Below are 20,773 nucleotides of genomic sequence, written 5' to 3' on the forward strand. Positions count from 1 at the left end.
ATGATTGATAAATACGGAAGAAGTATCGATTATCTTAGAGTATCGATAACAGATAGATGTAATCTACGTTGTATTTATTGTATGCCACCTCAAGGTGTGACTTTCAAGACCCATAGCAGTATTCTACGGTATGAAGAAATAATCAAAATCGTTGAAGTAGGTACTGAACTTGGTATAAAGAAAGTTCGTATCACTGGTGGTGAACCTCTTGTTCGACAAGGCGTAGTAAATTTAATCAAAGAATTGAGGAAAATTCCTGCACTTGAAGATATTACTATGACAACTAATGGCGTTCTTCTACCAAAATATGCATTTGCTTTAAAAAGGGCAGGTTTGTCTAGGGTTAACATTAGTCTTGATTCTTTAAATCCCGATACCTATAAAACGATTACTCGAAGGGGCGAATTTTCTCAAGCAATTGAAGGGATTAAAGCAGCACTTGAAGTTGGCTTAAATCCAGTAAAGATTAATACCGTTGTGATGAAGGGTATCAACGATAATGAATTGGAAAATTTCGTTAATCTCACAATAGATAAGGACCTACATGTGAGATTTATTGAGTATATGCCTATGGGTGAAACAAGCCTTCTTTCTGGTAATTATTATGTTTCTCTAAACGAATTCAAGGAAATAATTATCGATAAGATGGGTATGGTCCCTGTAGATATACAAAATAATGGCCCTTCAAAGGATTTCAAAGTCCCTGGGGCAAGGGGAACTGTAGGATTTATTACCGCTATTAGTCATAACTTTTGCTCAACATGTAATCGAATGAGATTAACTGCTGATGGATTTTTGAGGCCTTGTCTTGCCAGCGATGTTGAAGTAAATATGCGCGATGAAGATGGAAAGATCTCTTCAGAAGGTGTGAGAGAAAAGTTTGAAAAAGCTCTTCTTCTTAAACCCATTAGTCACAACTTTTACAAAAATGATTTTTTCCCGAAGAAAAATATGTCTCAAATTGGAGGATAGGTATGAAAGAATTTACTCATATAGACGAAAAAGGTAGAGCAAAGATGGTTGACGTTACAGATAAAGATGAAACCAAAAGAGAAGCTATAGCCTATGGGCAAATAAAGCTAAAAGAATCAACCCTTGAAAAGATAAAGAACGATCAGATAGAAAAAGGAGCTGTTTTAGAAACTGCAAGAGTGGCTGGAATTATGGGTGTTAAGAAAACATCTGAGTTAATCCCAATGTGTCACCCTTTGCTGATAACCGGCATAGATATAAAATTTGAATTTGAAAATGCTACAACTTTAGGTATCTACGCGACGGTGAGGACAACAGGTAAAACCGGGGTTGAAATGGAAGCATTTACAGGTGTTTCAATAGCAGCTTTGACGGTATACGATATGTGTAAGGCTGTAGATAAAGATATGGTTATTAAAAATATAAAATTAATGAAAAAGACGGGAGGTAAAAGTGGGACTTATGTTAGAGAAAACGATGATTAGAGAAGGTAAAGTAGTCAAAGTTTGTAAATGTGAAAAAAGAGGAATGCTCAAAAAAGAACAAGATAAAATAAACATTATAACTAACTTTGGTGTAGAGGGTGACTATCATGCAGGAAAAAGTCATAGACAAGTCAGTTTGTTGGGCATAGAAAGCCTTGAAAAAATAGTAAAAGAAAAGAATTTAAATTTAAAAGATGGATATTGCAACTTCGCACAGAATATAACCATAGAAGGGATAGAGTTATATAAATATCCTGTGGGAACCAAATTTAGAGTAGGTGAGAGTGTATTACTCGAAATTACTGAAATAGGAAAAGCTGGAGAATTCAATCCTGACAATATAATGCTGACAGAGGGGATTTTCGCCAAAGTTTTAGAAGGTGGTATCGTGGTTCCAGGTGATAAATTAACGATAGTATCAGAGTAGGGGGTACAGTAATGATTAAAGTTGCAATAATAACAATAAGTGATAAAGGATCAAAGGGTTTAAGACAAGACAAAAGTGGTGAATTACTAATTAAGATGATTGAAGAAGAAGGTTGGATTAAAAGTTTTTACCTAATAATTCCCGATGAAAAAGAAGAAATAGAACAAAAATTAAAAGAAGTAGCCGACAATAATATTGCAGACTTAATACTCACAACAGGGGGAACGGGTTTAGCTCCAAGAGACGTTACTCCGGAGGCTACGAAAAACATTATCGAAAAAGAGGTTCCAGGAATTCCAGAAAAAATCAGATATGCCACGGGGGAGAATACCCCAATGGCATATCTTTCTAGAGGAGTTTGTGGAATTAGAAAATTCACTTTAATTATCAATTTTCCAGGTAGCACTAAAGCGGTTAAAGAATGTTTTGAAGCTGTTAAAGATCTTATCCCACACGGAATTAATATTTTAAAGGGTGAGATTACAGAACATTAAAAAAAGCCATATATCCAAGCAAGGGGAATCAATTAATTTTAAATACAAGGGCAATTTTCTCTGGGATTTTTAGAGATTTTTTGCCATCGTTATAAGAATTATCTTCTAAATTGAAATCTTTTGTAGCGAATAAAAGATCTATTTTCCCTTCTTTTTTATCGAGTAGCCATAATGGCAGTTCAACATCGATCTCTTTTTCTTCTCTATTTATAATGGTGATTATATTTTCACTTTCATTCCATGAAGCATAAGATACGTATCCTCCGTTCCAATCAAGAAAATCAAAAGATCCCTTTCTCAATGCAGGATGTTCTTTGTACATTTTAATTAATTCTTTTGTGAAATTAAACAACATTTTATTTTCTTCATTTTCTTTTCCCCAAGGGTAAGGTCTTCTATTATCTGGGTCTGTCCAACCTTCTAAACCTATTTCATCACCGTAGAATAATCCAGGTGATCCTGGTAGAGCAAACATTGTGACTAATCCTATTTTGAAAACATCTAAATCCTTTCCAAGGGAGGCTTCTTCGTGAGTTTTTGGTCCCAATCTCCCAACTTTTTGTGTGGTTCTTGTCATCCATCTAGAATGATCATGGTTGCTTAGTTGGTTTAAAGCAATAAATTTACTATTCATGGGTAATTGAGATAAAGCCCATCTAACTGAGTTAACGAAATACTCAGCATTTTTTAAGAGCTCAGGTTTGTGATTCTCGTTGTGTTTTTCCATGCCTGTAAGAAAATAACTAACCGGATCCATACAGGTTATATAATTCATTATAGAGTCCCAGCATTGTCTTTCTAACCAAGCAAGAGGTGATTTATAAATTTCTGCAAATATTATCGATTCAGGATTTGACTTTTTTACAACTTTGTAGAAGAATCTCCAAAAAGCTGTGTTCATTTCAAAAGATTTACCTAAATCATCCGCAACATCGAGTCTCCATCCATCTGCATTGAAAGGTTCACTTACCCATTTTTTTCCAATATCAGCTATGTATTTCCATAAACTAATATTTCCATAATTCAATTTTGGTAGGGTGTGAAAACCCCACCATCCCTCATAGCTCTTTTGGGCACCGTCCCAATAAAAATAACTTTTGTAGGGAGAATCCTCCCTATGTAGACTACCTTCACCATACAAATCCATTTCGTCTACCCACTTATGAAAAGAGCCACAATGGTTGAAAACACCATCTAAAATAACTTTTATATCTTTTTCATGGGCTTTTTGAATAAGACTTTTTAGAATTTCATCGCTTTTTTCGAGGTTCTTTATAGAGGTAGTTCTGACTTTGTATTTTTCGTTAAGATCTTCAGAATCTTCCTCTATAACCCCAAAATGAGGGTCTACATGTTCGTAATCTTGAGTATCATATTTGTGCGGACTTGGAGAAACAAAGATAGGGTTTAGGTAAATCGTTTCCACTCCTAAATCTTTTAAGTAATCAATCTTTTCTAAAACTCCTTGTAAATCTCCGCCATAAAACTCTCTATGACCATTTTTAGGATCTGGCAGTGAGTTCCAATCTTTTTTCAAAACTTCTTGACCATCGTATTGATACTCGTGAGATACTGGATCGTTTGTTTCATCTCCGTTTTTAAATCGATCAACAAATATTTGATAATATATTGAACCATGGGACCATTTTGGAGTTTTAAAATCTGCAACGAGTACAAAGTCATGAATAGTGCGATTTTCTACAATCCCCATAGCGTCATAGAACATTTTTTTGCCCTTTTCTATTAAATCTATTTCGAAATGGTACCTAACAATTCTGTCTGGCATTTTGAAAGTACTTTCAAAAAAATAAAAATAAGTAGTTTCTTTTGAGAGTTGCATTGGTTTATGTTGATAATTTTTTAAGTTTTTTTGAGGAGTAAAAATAACACTTCCGATACTTTTACCTAAGTATTTTGGAATTCTCAGTTTAATCGTTACCTTGTCATCTATGCTTGGCTCCTCGGGATAAAGATAACAGCTAGTTTGATCAGAATATATGCCTTTCATAATTATCCTCCGTAATTATTGTTTGAGATTTGAGTATGTTGATTTAATTCTTCTACATATTTACTTTCCAGTTTTTGTAGTTTTGTAAGTTCCTTTTCTAATTTGTTTTTTTCTTCAATTAATTCTAACACCTTATTATAATCGTCTCCATACTCAAAAAGTTTAGCTTCAACTGAATCTAACTTTTCAAATAGCAATTCCGATTCAACTCTGATTCTTGAAATTTCTTTGTTCAAAGTTTTTATTCTGTTTTTTATTTTTTTATTTTGTTCGTATTCTTCGTTTACTTTTTTTTCTTTTTTTATTTTAAAAGAGTTATTTTTTATTTCTTCTAAAAGAGGTTCAATATTTTCAGATATTTTGGATTCACCGTTATCTATCAAAAGGAATTTGTTTGAGATATTCTCGATAAAAGATTGGTCATGTGAGACAAAGATTATGGCTCCCGTGTACTCCTTAAGTGCTTGCTCCAAACTTTCAATCGTTAGGATATCCAAATGGTTGGTGGGTTCATCCAATATCAAAACGTTTGGTTTCTCAAGTAAAATTTTAGCTAATGCCAATCTGGTGAGTTCTCCACCAGAGAGTTCGCTTACTTTTTTGAACACTTCGCTAGAATAGAATCCAAATCTCCCAAGATACTTTCTTACTTCGAAATCTTTCCAATCCTTTACCAATTCCCACGTTTCATTCAACACGTCATATTCTTGAGAAAGATTAGATATAACTTGATCTAAATATCCGATTTTGATATTGTATCCCCACTCAATGCTCCCTTCATGATTTTCTAATTCGCCTATCAATAATTTTAGTAAAGTGCTCTTTCCGCACCCATTTTTTCCTAAGATGGCTAATTTCTCTCCTTCGTAGAGTTCAAAAGAGATGTTTTCTAGTAATTTTTGTTCTTTGTTGTATGAAAAAGATAGGTCTTTAACCTCTACTACCTTGTAACCAGTTTTTGTGGGTTGGGGGATCTTTACGTCTATACCTTTTTCTTCTTCAATATTTTGAATCTCTTCGAGTTCATTTTTCAACTCTTCCAATTTTCTCTCGCGGATTACGGCTTGTCTAACCATTTTTTCTGTAGCCCAACTTCGGTAACGCTCTATCATTTTTTCGAGTCTTTCGATTTCTTTTTGCAAGTTCTGTTTTCTTGAATTTACTGAATTTATATAAATTTCACGTGATTGAATGTATTCTTTGTAAGTCCCTTTGAATTCCCAAATCTTAGAATTGTTTATTTCCCAATATTTGTTACACAACTGTTTTAAAAATGTCCTGTCGTGGGATACTATAACCATCGCACCTTTGTAATTTTTGAGATAGTTGATTAACCAATCGATAGAGAAGAGATCCAAGTGATTAGTAGGTTCATCAAGAAGTAATAAATCGCTTTTTTCAGAAAGGGTTTTTCCGAGGGACAATCTAGTTAGTTCACCGCCACTTAAACCAGAAACATTTCTGTTCCATTGGCTTTCTTCGAAACCAAGACCCACTAGCAAACTTCTGACAGTCTTATCGACTATGTGTTCAGGTGTATTTTTTGAGACACTTTCTTTTATAAAGTCATACAAGGTGGGATCTGTTTTATTTAAATCTAATCTATATTGCTTTAAAAGAGATATATTTAAATCATTTCTCTTGAGCACCCGTCCTTCGATAGGCTCAATATTTCCTGAAATAATATTCAATAAAGTAGTTTTTCCTGCACCATTTTTACCTATTAAAGCGATCCTATCGTTTTGATTTATAACCAAGTCGACATCGTAAAAGAGGTAAAATTCACCAAAATTATGAGACACATTTTCAAGTCTTAAAAGCAAATTTATCACCTTAAGTATTTTATTTCTATCATTGATTTGGGGTGGATATTATATAAGAATATATGTCTTCCAAAGTTGGACGTAATTTTCTTATCGACACTTTGAAATTATTCATTGTAAAGGTACTATCTTTTGAATCGATTATTAATTTTTCTTTGGATACGGGTTTTATTGCCAAAACATCAGAGAGATCTTTTAAATAGGTTAATATTTTTTCATGGTCTTTTTCTTCAAAAGTGAGTTCATAAATATTAATTATAGAATCGAACCTTTTGTAAATGTTTTCTATGTTGTCTTTAATAACAATTTTTCCATCTATGATTATCCCCACACTTGTAGCTAATTGTTCAACTTCCCATAAATAATGGGAGGTTATCACTATTGTGGTTCCATTTTTGATGTTTTCGTTCAGTATATAACGTCTTATAAATCTTGAGGATTCTACATCTATGGCATTTGTTGGTTCATCCAACAAAAGTATTTTTGGAGATTTTAATAATGCCCTAGCTATATTCAGCTTCTGCTTGTTGCCAGAAGAAAGGTTTTTAGTTAATTTGTTTTTATATTTTTCCAATCCAAAACTATGAAAAAATTCGTTAATTTTTTTATCACTATCTTCGATATTTGAGGCTAAAGAAAACAATTTTAAATTTTCATAGGGGGTTAAATCATTTTCCAATACAGAGTAATCAGAGACTAAAGAGATCACTTTTCTAAGGTTTGGTTTGTTTTTCGAAAGATCTTTTCCGAGTATTTCCACTTTTCCTTGTGAAGGGTTTAAAAGCGTGGAAATAGTCTTCATAATGGTGGATTTGCCTGCACCATTGGGACCTATAAGTCCAAAAATCTCTCCTTCGTTAATTTCTAGATCAACGTTATCAACCGCAACCGTTTTCCCGAATCTTTTTGTTAATCCCTTAATTGATATTGCTGGTGAGATTTTTTCAGATATTTTCATATTTTTGTTGTTTTCTAATTCTCCTTTCATACTCTTTTTCTGCAATCTTTTCACGCTTATCGTATTTTTTCAATCCTTTAGCCAAAGCGATTTTAACTTTTATCAGCCCTTTATTGTTAGTATAGATTTCGAGCGGAATCATCGTCAAGCCTTCCTGTTGAACTTTAGATTGCAAACGCCTTATTTCTTTTTTATGAAGTAAAAGTTTTCTAGGTCTTTCTGGATCGTGATTAAATATAGATGCCCCTGAATAAGGGCTGATGTGAACATTATATAAAATCAATTCGCCTTTTTCTATTTTACAGAAACTATCCTTGAAATTGATTTTTCCAGCTTTGCTGGATTTTACTTCTGTGCCCAATAAAGAAATCCCTGCTTCAAAGGTTTCTATTATTTCATAATCGTGAGTAGCTTTTTTGTTTCTTGCTAAAGTTGTTATATTTCTTCACCTCTAAAATTGTGATGTTTTTACAATATTAAATTGAAAAACTATTAATAGTGTTATTACTTCTTTTCTTTGCTTATTATTTGTGCAGTTTCCTCTTCTATTTCCTCTTTTTCTCTTTTCTTTTTATTCAATGTTCCCAAGATTATTTCCGCCCTTCTTTTGCCGATTCCGCTTATATCTGTTAATTCTTCAAAAGTGGCGTTCATTAATTCTTGAAGGTTTTTAAAACTTTCCACAACTTTTTTTACCGCAGAAGTTGGTAACTTAGTAGAATAAAGGATTCTGTAGCCTCTTGATGTTAAAGCTGTTTCTTCCAGATCGTCTTCAGATGAAACATCAATATAACCTAAAGTTTTTGCTATTTTGAAGGGATCGACCAAATCGTTAAAGTCTAATTCTTTGAATATGCTTGTCGCATCTTCGGGTCTTTGATACTTTAAGTTTTCTGAGCTGTAATCCATTATAACAGCACCCACATACTTAGGGACTGTCCTTAAGATTTCTTCGTATTCTAATTTTGCACTTCCAGCGATTTCTCCTAATTCTAATAAATATTTTTCAGCTCTTTGTACAATTTTTATCGTTAGTAAACCTTTGGAAAGTATCTCAACAACGTCAGAGAGACTTACATTTCCCCTTGTCTCTTCGATGTTCAGATAGTCTAAAAGGTTCATAAAGCTTTGTCTATATCTTTGTGCAATGGTAATTTCTTGATTTAATCTAGCAAATAAAACATTTTCAGGTAGAAGTTCGTATTTCATTTTATTATAATACACTGAAACAATATTTCTTCTTTTAGAAACTGCGACTGTTAAATCTCCCGTTTGAATAGACACTTTTTCAGCAGTTTTGTGTCTCATGCCGGTTTCTGAACTGGGTATGCTCTTATCGGGATTAAGTTGTGCATTCGCTGCAAGAATTTGAGTTCCATCACTGTTTAAAACAATAGCCCCATCCATTTTTGAAAGTTCATAAATTTTTTCAGGTAAAAAATCCGAATCAACTCTAAAGCCTAACTGTATTAGACCTTCTTTAAGATGCTTTTCAGGTTGTGAGCAAAAAAACAACAAAGCCCCCAAATTTGCTTCCATTATCCTGTCTATACCTTTTCTAATAGGCTTTCCCGGAGCCAACAATTCAAAAATTCTTTCTAATTTCTCATTCAAAATTTTATCCCCCTTTTTTGAATAATTTTATCAAATCTTTTACACTTTCTGCAACTATAATAGAGTTTTTTCTAGGGGAAAGATTTTTTGGAATAACTATATTATTAAAACCAATTTTCTGTGAAAGCTCCAATCTTTTTTCTAAAAGAGGAATACCTCTTATTCTCCCATCTAAACCTATTTCTCCAAAGGCTATCGTTGAAGAAGAAAGTGGGGTATCGAATATAGAGGAGATTAAAGATAAAGCGATAGCAACATCCATAGAACTGTCATTGATCCTTAGACCTCCTGCACTGCTGACAAATATATCTTTACTTTCCAATGGGAGCTTCAACTTCTTGGAAAGTACTGCAATTATCATTAAAAGTCTATCTAACGGTATACCAGAAGTAACCCTTCTAGGGGACCCGTATACCGGGTTACTGACTAAAGCTTGTATCTCTATTGGAAGCAATTTTTGACCAACTTTTACTATAGTTAAAGTGTTACCCGATTCATTTGAATAATCAGATAAGAAAAAAGAATTTATATTATCTATTGGTTTTAAGCCTTTTTGGGTTATTTCAAATAAAACAACTTCATCTGTAGGACCGTATCGGTTTTTGGTTACTTTTAAAAGCCTTAGTCCAGATCCACCTTCCAATTCCATTTGAAGAACACAATCTACCATGTGTTCCAACACTTTTGGACCGGCAATAGCTCCTTCTTTGTTTACATGACCTACCAGTACTACAGGGATATTCTTTTTTTTAGCGTATTCTACCATCTTTCTAGTACTTTCCCTTACTTGTAGAATACTACCAGGTGAGGAATCAATACTGTCTATCTTTAAGGTTTGAACAGAATCTATGAAAATAACAGAAGATTTCATATTAGACTTTTCTAAAGCATTAAGTATAACATCCACATTGTTTTCAAATATCAATCCTATATTTTTATTTTTTATTTCTAGTCGATTGAATCTTTGAACTACTTGTTCTGTAGATTCTTCACCAGAAACATAGAATATGTATCCTTCAGCTGTCTGAATAGACTTTGCGATTTGAGCCAATAATGTGCTTTTTCCAATACCAGGATCGCCACTCAACAAATAGACCGCACCCTCCACTAACCCACCGTTTAACACATTATCAATTTCTTGAAAATTAGTAGGTATTTTTTTCGCCGGAGGAAGTTCTTGATCAAGAAAGACTATGTCTGGAACTTTAATATTTCCAGTATCAATAGTAACATCCGCGGTATTATATTCTACCGCGGATTCTAATTCATTACACATAGGACATTTTGCGAACCATTTATCGGATTCATAGCCACAATTACTGCAGACATAGTGTTTCTCAGATTTTCTCAACTATTGACCACTTTCTTTTCCATTTGCTTCTTATCCTTAGGAACTCTTCTAAAAGAAAGACTTTCTTTAGATTTTTGGTGAGTAACTAATATCTTATCTCCTTCTTCGTATTTTCCTTTTAATAATTCTTCGGACAAAGGATCTTCAATATATCTTTGTATAGCTCTTTTCAATGGCCTAGCTCCAAAGACAGAATCATAACCCTTTTCCAGTAAGAAATCAATGGCACTTTCTTTCACGGATAATGTAAGATTCCTTTCTTCCAATCGGCTTTTTAGGTCGCTAAGTTGAATAGATATAATATTTTTAAGTTGATTTTTAGTGAGCGGGTGAAATACAATGACATCATCTAATCTGTTTATGAATTCAGGTTTGAATGCCGCCTTTACCGCAGACATCACCTGTTCTTTGATATCTTTGTATTCGCTTTCTATTGTACCTTCTTCTACAAAACCTAAGCTTCTTTTAGTTTTGCTAATCTGTTCAGAACCGAGGTTAGAGGTCATAATAATTATTGTGTTTCTAAAGTCAACCGTTCTCCCTTGAGAATCAGTCAATCTTCCTTCATCCATTATTTGCAACAAAATATTGTATACGTCTGTATGAGCTTTTTCTATTTCGTCCAGCAAAATTACGGAATAAGGTCTTCTTCTTACTATTTCTGTTAATTGCCCACCTTCATCGTAGCCGACATACCCCGGGGGAGCACCCACAAGTCTGGAGACACTGAATTTTTCCATGTATTCACTCATATCTATTCTTACTAAATGCGTTTCGTTTCCAAAAAGATAAGTTGCTAGAGTCTTAGCTAGTTCAGTTTTCCCAACACCGGTCGGGCCTAAAAACATAAATACACCTGTTGGTCTTCTAGGGTCTTTTAATCCACTTCGCGCTCTTCTTATAGCTTTTGCAACTGATTTTATTGCTTCATCCTGCCCTACCACTCGTTCGTGTAAGACAGCCTCTAAATTCAATAATTTTTCCATCTCTTCTGCACGCAACTGTCTGAGCGGAACACCAGTCCAATTAGATATTATTTCAGCTATATCCTCTTCGGTTATTTGAATTATTTTATTTTCTGCTTCAGATCTCCATTTTGAATATTCTTCTTCATACTTTTCTTTCATCTTTTTTAGTTTTTCTTCAACGTTTTCTTTAGAATTGGGATCGTTTCTTTTACTTTCGATATCTGCAATCTTTTCATATTGAATTTTTAATTTATCAGGGAGCGTTAGAGCACTTAAACGGGCTTTAGCTCCGGCTTCATCGATAACATCTATCGCTTTATCTGGTAGGTGTCTATCTGTAATATACCTTACCGAGAGTTGAACAGCTGATTGAATTGCACCATGGTTATATTTGACTTTGTGATGTTCCTCGTATTTGAATTTGATTCCAGATAATATATTTATAGTTTCTTCGATAGTTGGTTCAGTTACATATATCTTTTGGAAACGTCTTTCGAGGGCTGGATCTTTTTCGATGAATTTCCTGTACTCATTTGCTGTGGTGGACCCTATTACGGTTATTTCTCCGTTTGCTAAAGCCGGTTTTAATACATTGGCTGCGTCCATGGAAGAACCTTCAGCCGCACCAGCCTCTACAATCATATGCAATTCGTCGATAAAAAGAATAATATCTTCAGTCTTTTGTAATATCTGCATCAATTTTTTCATTCGTTTCTCAAATTCTCCACGATATTTTGTTCCCGCTACTATTGAGGTAATATCTAAGGAAAAAATAGTTTTATTTTTTAATATTTCAGGTACTCGGCCTTCAACAATTCTTTGTGCCAGACCCTCGACCACTGCACTTTTACCTACACCTGCCTCACCAATCAAAACAGGATTGTTCTTTTTTCGTCTCGCCAATATTTCCATTATGCGATTAATTTCTATTTCTCTTCCAATTATAGGATCCAGTTTGCGGTTCTCAGCTTGAGCAGTTAAATCAGTTCCGTATTCTTCGAGCTGTTTTAGCGCATTCTGTTTTTGACGCTTTCTTTCTTCTAACTCTTCAGTTTTAGCAATCTCCATCCTCCCGGTTGATCTACCCTTAATCATCATATCCGTTAATTCTTTTCTCATCAAAGTTAGATTTATTCCTGAACGTTTCAATATATGAGAGGCTATCCCTTCGGCTTCCCTACAAATGCCTAAAAGAAGATGTTCCGCATCTATCTTATTGAAACCCATAAGCTCAGATTCATCATATGCCAACTCTAATATTCTTTTTGCTCTAGGAGTTGGTTGTGGAGAACCTATTATTCCCTGTGTTGAATTCGTACCAACAACATTTGTTATTTCCATCTTTATAGAATTATAGTACAAATTAAATTCTTCAAATACGGTATCTAAATGGCCTCCTCCAACTTTCAACAATCCTAATAAAATGTGTTCTGTCCCCACATAGGGATGTCCCATCTGTTTTGCTTCATTTTGAGCCTCAATAAAAACTTTCGCAGCTCTTTCAGTAAAATTATCAAACATGTCTACTCTCCTCCTTTACCGTACATCTAAGCAACAGAAACTACCGATTAGTTCGCGTCGCTTTATATAGAAATATTATTATTAGCCATTTTTTATACTTTCACTTCAATATTATTTTACCATGAATATTGTTAAAAACAAAATATGTAAAGATAAATTCTTTGTTATTGGATTTTTTGATAACAGATGTCAACCAACTTAAAGTACAATTTAATATATTTTTAACTTAAAATCCATTGACAACGTTTTTTTGGTTTGATATAATCAACTTCAGTTGGTAAATAACTGGTTGCCGATGTAGCTCAACTGGCAGAGCGGCTGACTTGTAATCAGCAGGTTGGGGGTTCAAGTCCCTTCATCGGCTCCAACGTTTTTTTGAATTTCATGGTGAGGTGCCCGAGCGGCCAAAGGGGGCGGACTGTAAATCCGCTGGCAGACTGCCTTCGAAGGTTCGAATCCTTCCCTCACCACCATTTGTATTTTAATTCATCACAGAAAGAGGTGATAACAGTGGCGGCTAAATCCCAAATTATAGAATTTTCTTTGAAATGTACAGAGTGTAATAATAGAAACTATTATAAAAAGAAAAATAGAAATTACAAAGAAAAAATCGAATTAAAAAAGTACTGTCCTCATTGTAGAAAACATACTCTTCATGTGGAATCGAAAATTTAGTTGTGTATTTTTCATAACAATAGGGGAGTGTTTATAAATGTCTAAATTTTGGATTTTTTTAACTTCCGTTTGGCAAGAGGCAAAGAAAATTAATTGGCCCACCAGAAAAGAGTTGTTAAATTCTACTTTGGTTGTGTTGATTGTTATAGCAATCTTTGCAGTTTATCTTTTTGCTGTTGATTTTGGACTTTTACAACTGTTTTCATGGTTAGTTTATCCGGTTTTCTTAAGAGGAAGCGGAGTACCTACTCAATAATCATTTGATTCGAGACGCATAAATTTGTTGAATGAGATGTGGTGAGAATAATATAAGATGCGAAAAGAATGGTATGTACTACAAGTTTATTCAGGAATGGAAAATAAAGTTAAAGAAACTCTCGAAGAGAGAATAAAGAATTTAGGGTATGAAAAGTATTTTGGAAAAATAATAATACCCGAAGTTGATGAATTGAATTATAGTAATAAAAGAGTGCAAAAAATCTACATTGAAAAAGAAGCTCAGATCTTTGTTAAAAAGGGTAAGGATGTAAAAAAAGGAGATATTTTAGCAAGAGAGCCAGAAATATACGCAAAAACTTCAGGAAAGATAGTAGACATAAAAAATTTTCGTAAGATTTTAGTTGAGACAGAAGGGAAAAAGTATTCAAAGACTTTTCTGATACCTGAGAGTGCAGGTTTATTAGCGGGATTAAAAGCTGGGAAAAAAGTTCGTTCGGAGACTCCGTTCAGTAAAAATCTCGAATATAAGAGTGATGTGGACGGAGAAATTGTAGCCGTTGAAAAAGTTAAAAGAGTAGTCGTTGAAAACGAGTCGAAAGAAAATAGTATCTACTTATTGCCCAGAGAAACCTTTATCCATGAGAAATTTAAAATTGGAAGTAAGGTTCAAATAGGCGATAAATTGTGTGAGCCTAAAGAGTATAAGGCAAAGTTTTCAGGAAGCATTGATATCAGAGAGACCCCTTTTCACAAAGAGATAAAGATTATAAAAACAAAAAAGAAAAATTTATTTCCCGGTTATGTTTTTGTCGAAATGATGTACATTAAAGAAACTGAGGAATTAGTTAGCAATTTGCCTTATGTATCTACTATCTTAAATATAGGCGGAAAAGCTGTAAAATTGAATAAAAACGAGGTAAGATTTGTTCTTAGAGTGATGGGTGAAGAAGCTTATCAAAAAAGGCAAGTCAAAGAAGTTAGAACCGATTTCGAATTGGGAGAACATGTCAAGATTATAAATGGTCCTTTTGAATATTTTACAGGTAAAATTAAAGATTTCGATTTGGAGAAACAAGAAGTACAAGTTGTAGTCACTATGTTTGGACGTGAAACTACAGTAACGTTATCTTTAGGAGAAATTGAAAAGATCATCGATTAAACAAAATGTGGGAGGGATTTTCCCATTTTACCACAAGGAGGTTAAGAATTTATGGCAAAAAAGCTTTTGAGGGTTGTAAAATTGCAATTGGAAGCCGGAAAAGCTACACCAGCTCCACCTGTAGGACCAGCACTGGGGCAATATGGTGTAAATTTGATGGAATTTTGTAAGAAGTTCAACGCTGCTACTGCAGATCAAGCAGGTACATTGTTACCAGTAGAAATATCTGTTTTTGAAGACCGATCTTTCACTTTTATAGTAAAAACTCCTCCCGCTTCTTTTTTGGTAAAAAAAGCCGCTGGTCTTAAATCTGGCGCTAAGGAGCCAAGCAAGGAGGTTGTCGGCAAGATTAAAAGGAAGCAGCTCCGAGAGATTGCTGAAACCAAGATGCAAGATCTTAACGCTAAGGATTTGGATGCTGCGATGAAAATTATTGCCGGCACCGCAAGAAGTATGGGTATAGAAATTGAAGACTAAGAAGGGAGGAGAGGATTATGCCAAAACATGGAAAAAAGTATAAGGAAGTTTTAAAACTTGTAGATAAACAAAAAAATTATGATATCGATGAAGCGTTAGATTTAGTAAAAAAGACTTCTTACACAAAATTTGATGGTACTGTGGAACTCCATGTGCTTTTAGGAATAGATCCAAAAAAAGGAGATCAAAACGTTAGAGGTACGGTTTCTCTGCCTAAAGGAACAGGTAAAAATGTGAGAGTTTTAGTTTTTGCAGAGGGAGAAAAAGCTGCTCAGGCTAAGCAAGCAGGCGCTGATTTTGTTGGCTCCGATGATTTAATTGAAAAAATAAACAACGAAGGCTGGACCGATTTTGATGTGGCAATTGCTACTCCCGATATCATGAGGAAAATAGGAAGACTTGGAAAAGTGCTAGGTCCACGAGGTCTTATGCCATCTCCAAAAGCAGGAACGGTAACCGACGACGTAGCGCAAGCGGTTAAAGAATTTAAAGCCGGTAAGGTTGAAGTTAGAAATGACAGAACAGGAAACATACACATTCCTATAGGTAAGGTTTCTTTCGATAAAGATGATTTAAAAGAAAACTTAATTTCCGCTTTTGACCAGTTAACGAAGATGAAGCCAGAAAATTCAAAGGGAAAATTTATTAGAAAAGCTGTTATAGCTTCCACAATGGGACCCGGTATTAATATCGATTTAAGCTCCTTATCTTTATCATCAGTTGCTTAAAAGAAAGTATTTAAAAGTAATAACAGATTGCGTGCCAATGAAAGTAGGTCTTTAATGGGTTAAAGAGGCGAAATCTCGCCTACCGAGGTACGCGGATAAAGGAATAATTTTTGTTTCTTTTAGCCGCTACCCATTGCGGCTTTTTTATTTAAGGAGGTGTTATTTTTTGTTAACAAAAGAACGCAAAAAGTCTTTAATAGACAGTTTTATTTATGCTTTGGAGTCTTCGCCTGTTATTTTGTTCGTTGATTTTTCTGGAATGTCAGTATTAGAGTCTAACGACTTCAGGTTAGAACTATATAAGAATTTTGGAAAGGATGTTGTTTTCACTGTCTATCGTACTTCTTTGTTAAAAACAGCTGTTAAATTAGCTAATAAAGAGTTGGAAGACTTTGAAAAATTTTTTGAAGGTAGTACTGGAGTTATATATGCTGAGGAGTCAGATCCAGTTGATGTTTTAAAAGCTGTAAAAAAATTTTCTGAATCTCATAATAACAAACCTTTTATAAAAGGTGGGGTTTTGGAAGGAAAGATTTTTGATGCAGCCAAAGCAGAAGAGTATGCTAAACTGCCTTCAAAACAAGAACTTTACGCTACTGTTGTAAGGTCTCTTAATAGTCCTATTTCAGGATTGGTAAATGCTTTATCAGGTAATTTAAGAAAAGTGGTGTACGTAATAAACGCAATTAAAGAAAAAAAATAAGTTTGGAGGTGTAGGAATATGACAAAAGAGGAACTTATCAACGAAATTAAAAATATGACCGTAGGAGAATTGGCTGAACTAGTGAAAGCGCTCGAGGATGAATTTGGAGTTTCTGCAGCAGCTCCCGTAATGGCAGCTGTACCAGGTGTAGCAGGTGTTTCTCCGGCACAACAAGAAGAAGAAAAAACAGATTTTAAAGTGGTTTTGAAAGGTTTTGGAGACAAAAAAATCGGTGTAATAAAGGTTGTAAGAGAAATTACAAATTTAGGTTTAAAAGAAGCTAAAGATCTTGTTGAAAAAGCTGGAACCCCAGACGCAGTTATAAAAGAAGGTGTTCCAAAGGAAGAAGCCGAAGAAATTAAGAAAAAACTTGAAGAAGCGGGAGCCGAAGTAGAATTAAAATAAGTCGAATTCGAAATTAAGTTGAAGTCTTTTTTTAACCTCTTCTTCATGAAAAAAAGTTATAATTTAGTTCGCATTGGACATTTTGTCTAATGCGATTTTTCACTTATTTTTCATCAATTCTATTTTGACTAAATACCGAGGTGGTTCCTTTGAATACGGTCGTAAGAGAAGTAGGTAGGAGAGAAAGAAAGTTTTTTGGGAAAGTTCCAGAGAAAACTGAAATATACGAGGATTTAGTGAAAATTCAAAAAGATTCTTTTAGGGATTTTTTAGATAAAAAGATTATGGAAAGCATTAAAAGATATATGCCAATAAAGATACCCGTTAAAGCGAGTGGGAAGAAAAACAAAGAATTTTTGATTGATTTTGTGGATGTAAAGTTTGAAGACTCGTCTTTTAGTGAGAATGAATGTAGGGACAAGGGATTAACTTATGCTGGTAAAGCTTATTTAAAAGTTAGGATAACTGATTCAGCAACAGGTGAAATGATAGAAAAAGACGATATATTCTTGTGTAACATCCCTTATATGACTGAAAGAGGTATATTTATTGTCAATGGAGCAGAAAGGGTAATAGTTAACCAACTCGTCAGATCCCCTGGGGTGTATTTTATAAAAGAAGAAGAGACAGATACTTCTAAAGAAATGTTTATAGCTCACTTTTTACCCATTAAAGGGGCTTGGTTGGAGATACTTTACAATCCTAATCCGGGTAAAGAGGTTCTTCAGGTCAGAATAGACAGAAAAAGAAAATTCAATTTTTTCCTTTTTTTAAGGGCATTGGGATACGAGAATGATTTGGATATATTACGATTATTCCCCAAGGAAATTGATTTAGATGATGAAGTCGAACTGTCAAATTATAACAATTGTACTGTGTTGTCGGACTTATCGTTCCAGGAATTAGATGATATGGATCCCCCAAGAAAATCAACTTACGGTATGAAATTATACGAAGTCTTGGAACTGCTGAAAAAATATGAAATTAAGAGTGTAACAGTAGCTCATCTGGTCGCAGAAATAACGTTAGAAAAGATGAAAAAAAGATATGAAAAAGAAGAAAGATTGACTTCTCTAGAAGCTTACAAAGAAATTTTTTCGAAATTAAAACCTACTGAAATTCCAAGGGCGCAGAAGGCCAAAGAAGAAATAGAAGATATGTACTTCAATCCTGATAAATTCGATTTTTCGCAGATTGGAAGACAGAAAATTCAGGTAAAATTGAGAAAAGCTTATATTGATTATTTACGAGAGGTTGAAAAAAAGGATATTTCTGAAGATATGGAAGACAAAATAAAATATCCTATTAAAACTTTTGCTGTTGACAAGTTAGACATCATCTTGTCCGCCAGATACTTGCTGCATGTTAAAGAAAATATTGAAGGACTTGACACAAGAGATCATTTGGGTAATAAAAGAGTGAGATCGGTTGGAGAACTCATGCAAATCGAATTTGAACGAGCTTTTTCTAAAATGATTCAGCATGCTCCTGAAAAACTTGCAGGTGTTCAATCAATTAATAAAATAAGTCCTCAATCCCTTATAAATTCCAGATCAATAATGACTGCCTTTCACCAATTCTTTGCATCTAGTCAATTATCGCAATTCTTAGATCAGGTGAATCCTTTAGCTGAGCTAACTCATAAGAGAAGGCTATCGGCAATAGGTCCTGGAGGTTTGAAAAGAGAACATGCTAAATTTGAAGTAAGGGATGTCCACCATTCTCATTATGGAAGGATGTGTCCTATCGAGACCCCTGAAGGTGCGAATATTGGATTAATCACTTCTATGGCAATTTTAGCTAAAGTCGATGAATATGGATTTTTGAAAACTCCTTATTACAGGGTAAAGCATGCAAAAGTTGATTTAAACAATATAGTATATTTGAGTGCTGACGAGGAAGAACTTTATAGAATTGCCCCTGCTTCCGCCGAAATTGGGGAAGATGGTTCTTTAGTAGAAGAGTACATCGAAGCTAGATATTTAGGAAAAGTCAGTTTATTCCATAAAGATGAGATTGAATATATATCAGTCACCCCAAAACAGATTGCCTCTGTATCAGCTGCTCTTATTCCATTTTTAGAGCACGATGATGCAAACAGAGCTTTAATGGGGTCAAACATGCAAAGGCAGGCCGTTCCTCTTCTTAGACCTCAAGCTCCTTTTGTTGGTACAGGAGTAGAATGGTTAGCAGCGAGAGACTCAGGCTATTTGATAATGGCAAAACATAAAGGTATTGTTGATTATGTGGATGGAAGAAAAATTGTAATCACTAGATTGGACGAAGAGAATAACATTCTAAAAGATTCCAATGACGAACCCTTAAAAGATGAATACACTTTATTAAAATATGTTAGATCGAACCAAGACATGTGTATAAACCAAGTTCCTATTGTTAACGTTGGAGATGTAGTGACAAAAGGGCAAGCCATAGCGGATGGCCCTTCCATGGATATGGGAGAGCTAGCTCTTGGGAGAAATATTTTCATTGGTTTTCTTCCGTGGGAAGGATACAACTTTGAAGACGCAATAGTAGTTAGTCAAGAATTATTAGAAAACGATGCCTTTACATCGATACACATAGAAGTTTTTGAAACGAAAGCTATGGATACTCAATTGGGTCCCGAAGAAATAACTGCAGATATTCCAAATGTCAAAAAAGAACTTTTAAGGAATTTAGATGAAGAAGGTATAGTTAAAATTGGTTCTTACGTATCTTCTGGGGATATCCTGGTAGGAAAAGTTACCCCAAGAGGAGAATCAGATACTACTCCCGAAGAAAAGCTTATTAAATCCGTATTTGGTGATAAAGGTAGAGACATTAAAGATTCATCTCTAACGGTTCCTCATGGAATTGAGGGAAGGGTTATAGACGTTCAGATCTTTGACAGGAAAGATATTCCTTCTTTGGAAATCGGTGTAAATAAATACGTTAAAGTTTTCATAGCAACAAAAAAGACACTACAAGTTGGAGATAAATTAGCGGGTAGGCATGGAAACAAAGGTGTTATTTCAACCATTTTGAACAAAGAAGATATGCCATTCCTACCAGATGGAACACCTTTGCAAATGTTGCTTTCACCTCTAGGAGTTCCGTCAAGGATGAATATAGGACAAGTTTTGGAACTTCATTTAGGGTGGCTTTCTATGTTAACAAACGACTACTACGCCACACCTATTTTTGATGGTGCGACTGAATCTGAAATCATGGATGAATTATCTAAAGTAAGAGAAGAACACGAGTTATATTTAGGCGATGATCCTGATCAGCCCAACGGTAAAATTGTTCTTAGAGATGGTCGAACAGGTGAACCATTCGATTTTCCAGTGGCGGTAGGATCCATGTATATGTTGAAATTGTCCCATATAGCAAAAGATAAAATTCATGCAAGATCGACGGGTCCGTATTCATTAATTCACCAACAACCATTAGGTGGTAAAGCCCATTTTGGTGGACAGAGATTTGGGGAAATGGAGGTATGGGCTCTAGAAGCGCATGGAGCTGCTCATACCCTAAACGAAATGTTAACTTATAAATCTGATGATATTAAAGGTAGGAATGAAGTTTACAAAGCAATATTAAAAGGAGAAAATCTTCCCGAACCGGGGATTCCTGAAAGTTTTAAAGTTTTAACAAAAGAATTACAAGGACTAATGTTGGATATAAAACTTTACGATGAAGATGGGAATGAGCTAGATGTTGACAGACTCTAATTGATAACTTGAATCTAAGTTTCAACGTTGACGGAGAGTAAAATAAAAATGTACCCTCAAGGAGGGATTTCAA

At 34.4% G+C, this 20,773-nt stretch carries 19 protein-coding genes, 2 tRNA genes and 1 other annotated feature; of the genes, 14 read left to right on the forward strand and 7 right to left on the reverse strand.

Annotated elements, in window-relative coordinates; translation table 11 throughout:
- Genes moaA through BZ25_RS05725 form a run of 4 tightly spaced genes read left to right on the forward strand, consistent with a single transcriptional unit; the run spans position 1 to position 2,378 of the window.
- Positions 1-972: a GTP 3',8-cyclase MoaA gene (moaA, locus tag BZ25_RS05710; protein WP_121514537.1), complete on the forward strand. Its 972-nt coding sequence runs from the start codon at positions 1-3 to the stop codon at positions 970-972.
- Positions 973-974: 2 nt separating this feature from the next.
- Entirely contained in the window at positions 975-1,457 is a 483-nt protein-coding gene (gene moaC, locus BZ25_RS05715; RefSeq protein WP_121514536.1) for a cyclic pyranopterin monophosphate synthase MoaC, read from the forward strand.
- On the forward strand, positions 1,435-1,884 hold the full coding sequence (locus BZ25_RS05720) for an MOSC domain-containing protein (protein ID WP_199676862.1): 450 nt from the start codon (positions 1,435-1,437) through the stop codon (positions 1,882-1,884). The genes moaC and BZ25_RS05720 overlap by 23 nt, the downstream gene beginning before the upstream one ends.
- A gap of 11 nt (positions 1,885-1,895) precedes the next feature.
- Positions 1,896-2,378, forward strand: a complete 483-nt coding sequence (locus BZ25_RS05725; protein WP_012208219.1) for a molybdenum cofactor biosynthesis protein B — start codon at positions 1,896-1,898, stop codon at positions 2,376-2,378.
- 28 nt (positions 2,379-2,406) lie between these two features.
- Here BZ25_RS05725 and BZ25_RS05730 read toward each other — a convergent pair whose 3' ends face one another.
- From BZ25_RS05730 to BZ25_RS05760, 7 genes are all read right to left on the reverse strand, one after another.
- On the reverse strand, positions 2,407-4,386 hold the full coding sequence (locus BZ25_RS05730; RefSeq protein ID WP_121514535.1) for a glycoside hydrolase family 13 protein: 1,980 nt from the start codon (positions 4,384-4,386) through the stop codon (positions 2,407-2,409).
- A 2-nt stretch (positions 4,387-4,388) separates the two neighbouring features.
- Complete coding sequence (abc-f, locus tag BZ25_RS05735; protein WP_121514534.1) at positions 4,389-6,209, reverse strand: ribosomal protection-like ABC-F family protein; 1,821 nt, start codon at positions 6,207-6,209, stop codon at positions 4,389-4,391.
- Positions 6,210-6,237: 28 nt separating this feature from the next.
- Positions 6,238-7,197 carry an ABC transporter ATP-binding protein gene (locus BZ25_RS05740; protein ID WP_233546291.1) on the reverse strand — a complete coding sequence of 320 codons (960 nt, stop codon included), beginning with the start codon at positions 7,195-7,197 and terminating at the stop codon, positions 6,238-6,240.
- Entirely contained in the window at positions 7,154-7,606 is a 453-nt protein-coding gene (gene smpB / locus BZ25_RS05745; protein ID WP_012208215.1) for an SsrA-binding protein SmpB, read from the reverse strand. Before smpB ends, BZ25_RS05740 begins: the two co-directional genes overlap by 44 nt.
- A 65-nt stretch (positions 7,607-7,671) precedes the next feature.
- A complete protein-coding gene (gene disA / locus BZ25_RS05750) occupies positions 7,672-8,781 on the reverse strand; it encodes a DNA integrity scanning diadenylate cyclase DisA (RefSeq protein ID WP_012208214.1) in 1,110 nt (369 codons plus the stop codon).
- Positions 8,782-8,785: 4 nt separating this feature from the next.
- The gene (gene radA, locus BZ25_RS05755) at positions 8,786-10,132 is read right to left on the reverse strand and encodes a DNA repair protein RadA (protein ID WP_041534014.1); all 1,347 of its coding nucleotides are present in this window, start codon (positions 10,130-10,132) and stop codon (positions 8,786-8,788) included.
- Positions 10,129-12,621 carry an ATP-dependent Clp protease ATP-binding subunit gene (locus tag BZ25_RS05760; RefSeq protein ID WP_012208212.1) on the reverse strand — a complete coding sequence of 831 codons (2,493 nt, stop codon included), beginning with the start codon at positions 12,619-12,621 and terminating at the stop codon, positions 10,129-10,131. Before BZ25_RS05760 ends, radA begins: the two co-directional genes overlap by 4 nt.
- Before the next feature lie 291 nt (positions 12,622-12,912).
- On the opposite strand from BZ25_RS05760, the gene BZ25_RS05765 reads away from it, so the two are divergent.
- From BZ25_RS05765 to BZ25_RS05810, 10 genes are all read left to right on the forward strand, one after another.
- A tRNA-Thr gene (locus BZ25_RS05765) sits at positions 12,913-12,988 on the forward strand.
- A 19-nt stretch (positions 12,989-13,007) separates the two neighbouring features.
- Positions 13,008-13,094, forward strand: a tRNA-Tyr gene (locus BZ25_RS05770).
- A 37-nt stretch (positions 13,095-13,131) separates the two neighbouring features.
- A complete protein-coding gene (gene rpmG, locus BZ25_RS10670; RefSeq protein ID WP_012208211.1) occupies positions 13,132-13,296 on the forward strand; it encodes a 50S ribosomal protein L33 in 165 nt (54 codons plus the stop codon).
- A 37-nt stretch (positions 13,297-13,333) separates the two neighbouring features.
- The gene (gene secE, locus BZ25_RS05780) at positions 13,334-13,552 is read left to right on the forward strand and encodes a preprotein translocase subunit SecE (RefSeq protein ID WP_012208210.1); all 219 of its coding nucleotides are present in this window, start codon (positions 13,334-13,336) and stop codon (positions 13,550-13,552) included.
- Between the two features lie 57 nt (positions 13,553-13,609).
- Positions 13,610-14,674, forward strand: a complete 1,065-nt coding sequence (locus BZ25_RS05785) for a transcription termination/antitermination NusG family protein (protein ID WP_121514533.1) — start codon at positions 13,610-13,612, stop codon at positions 14,672-14,674.
- Positions 14,675-14,725: 51 nt separating this feature from the next.
- The gene (gene rplK / locus BZ25_RS05790) at positions 14,726-15,151 is read left to right on the forward strand and encodes a 50S ribosomal protein L11 (protein WP_012208208.1); all 426 of its coding nucleotides are present in this window, start codon (positions 14,726-14,728) and stop codon (positions 15,149-15,151) included.
- A 17-nt stretch (positions 15,152-15,168) separates the two neighbouring features.
- The gene (gene rplA, locus BZ25_RS05795) at positions 15,169-15,879 is read left to right on the forward strand and encodes a 50S ribosomal protein L1 (RefSeq protein WP_012208207.1); all 711 of its coding nucleotides are present in this window, start codon (positions 15,169-15,171) and stop codon (positions 15,877-15,879) included.
- 16 nt (positions 15,880-15,895) lie between these two features.
- Positions 15,896-16,034, forward strand: a sequence feature (ribosomal protein L10 leader region).
- An 11-nt stretch (positions 16,035-16,045) separates the two neighbouring features.
- Positions 16,046-16,582: a 50S ribosomal protein L10 gene (gene rplJ, locus BZ25_RS05800; RefSeq protein ID WP_012208206.1), complete on the forward strand. Its 537-nt coding sequence runs from the start codon at positions 16,046-16,048 to the stop codon at positions 16,580-16,582.
- Between the two features lie 18 nt (positions 16,583-16,600).
- On the forward strand, positions 16,601-16,987 hold the full coding sequence (gene rplL / locus BZ25_RS05805) for a 50S ribosomal protein L7/L12 (protein ID WP_012208205.1): 387 nt from the start codon (positions 16,601-16,603) through the stop codon (positions 16,985-16,987).
- Positions 16,988-17,136: 149 nt separating this feature from the next.
- Positions 17,137-20,700 carry a DNA-directed RNA polymerase subunit beta gene (locus tag BZ25_RS05810; protein WP_121514532.1) on the forward strand — a complete coding sequence of 1,188 codons (3,564 nt, stop codon included), beginning with the start codon at positions 17,137-17,139 and terminating at the stop codon, positions 20,698-20,700.
- Positions 20,701-20,773 lie beyond the last annotated feature (73 nt).

The sequence above is a fragment of the Petrotoga sp. Shatin.DS.tank11.9.2.9.3 genome (assembly GCF_003665005.1).
GTDB lineage: Bacteria > Thermotogota > Thermotogae > Petrotogales > Petrotogaceae > Petrotoga > Petrotoga mobilis.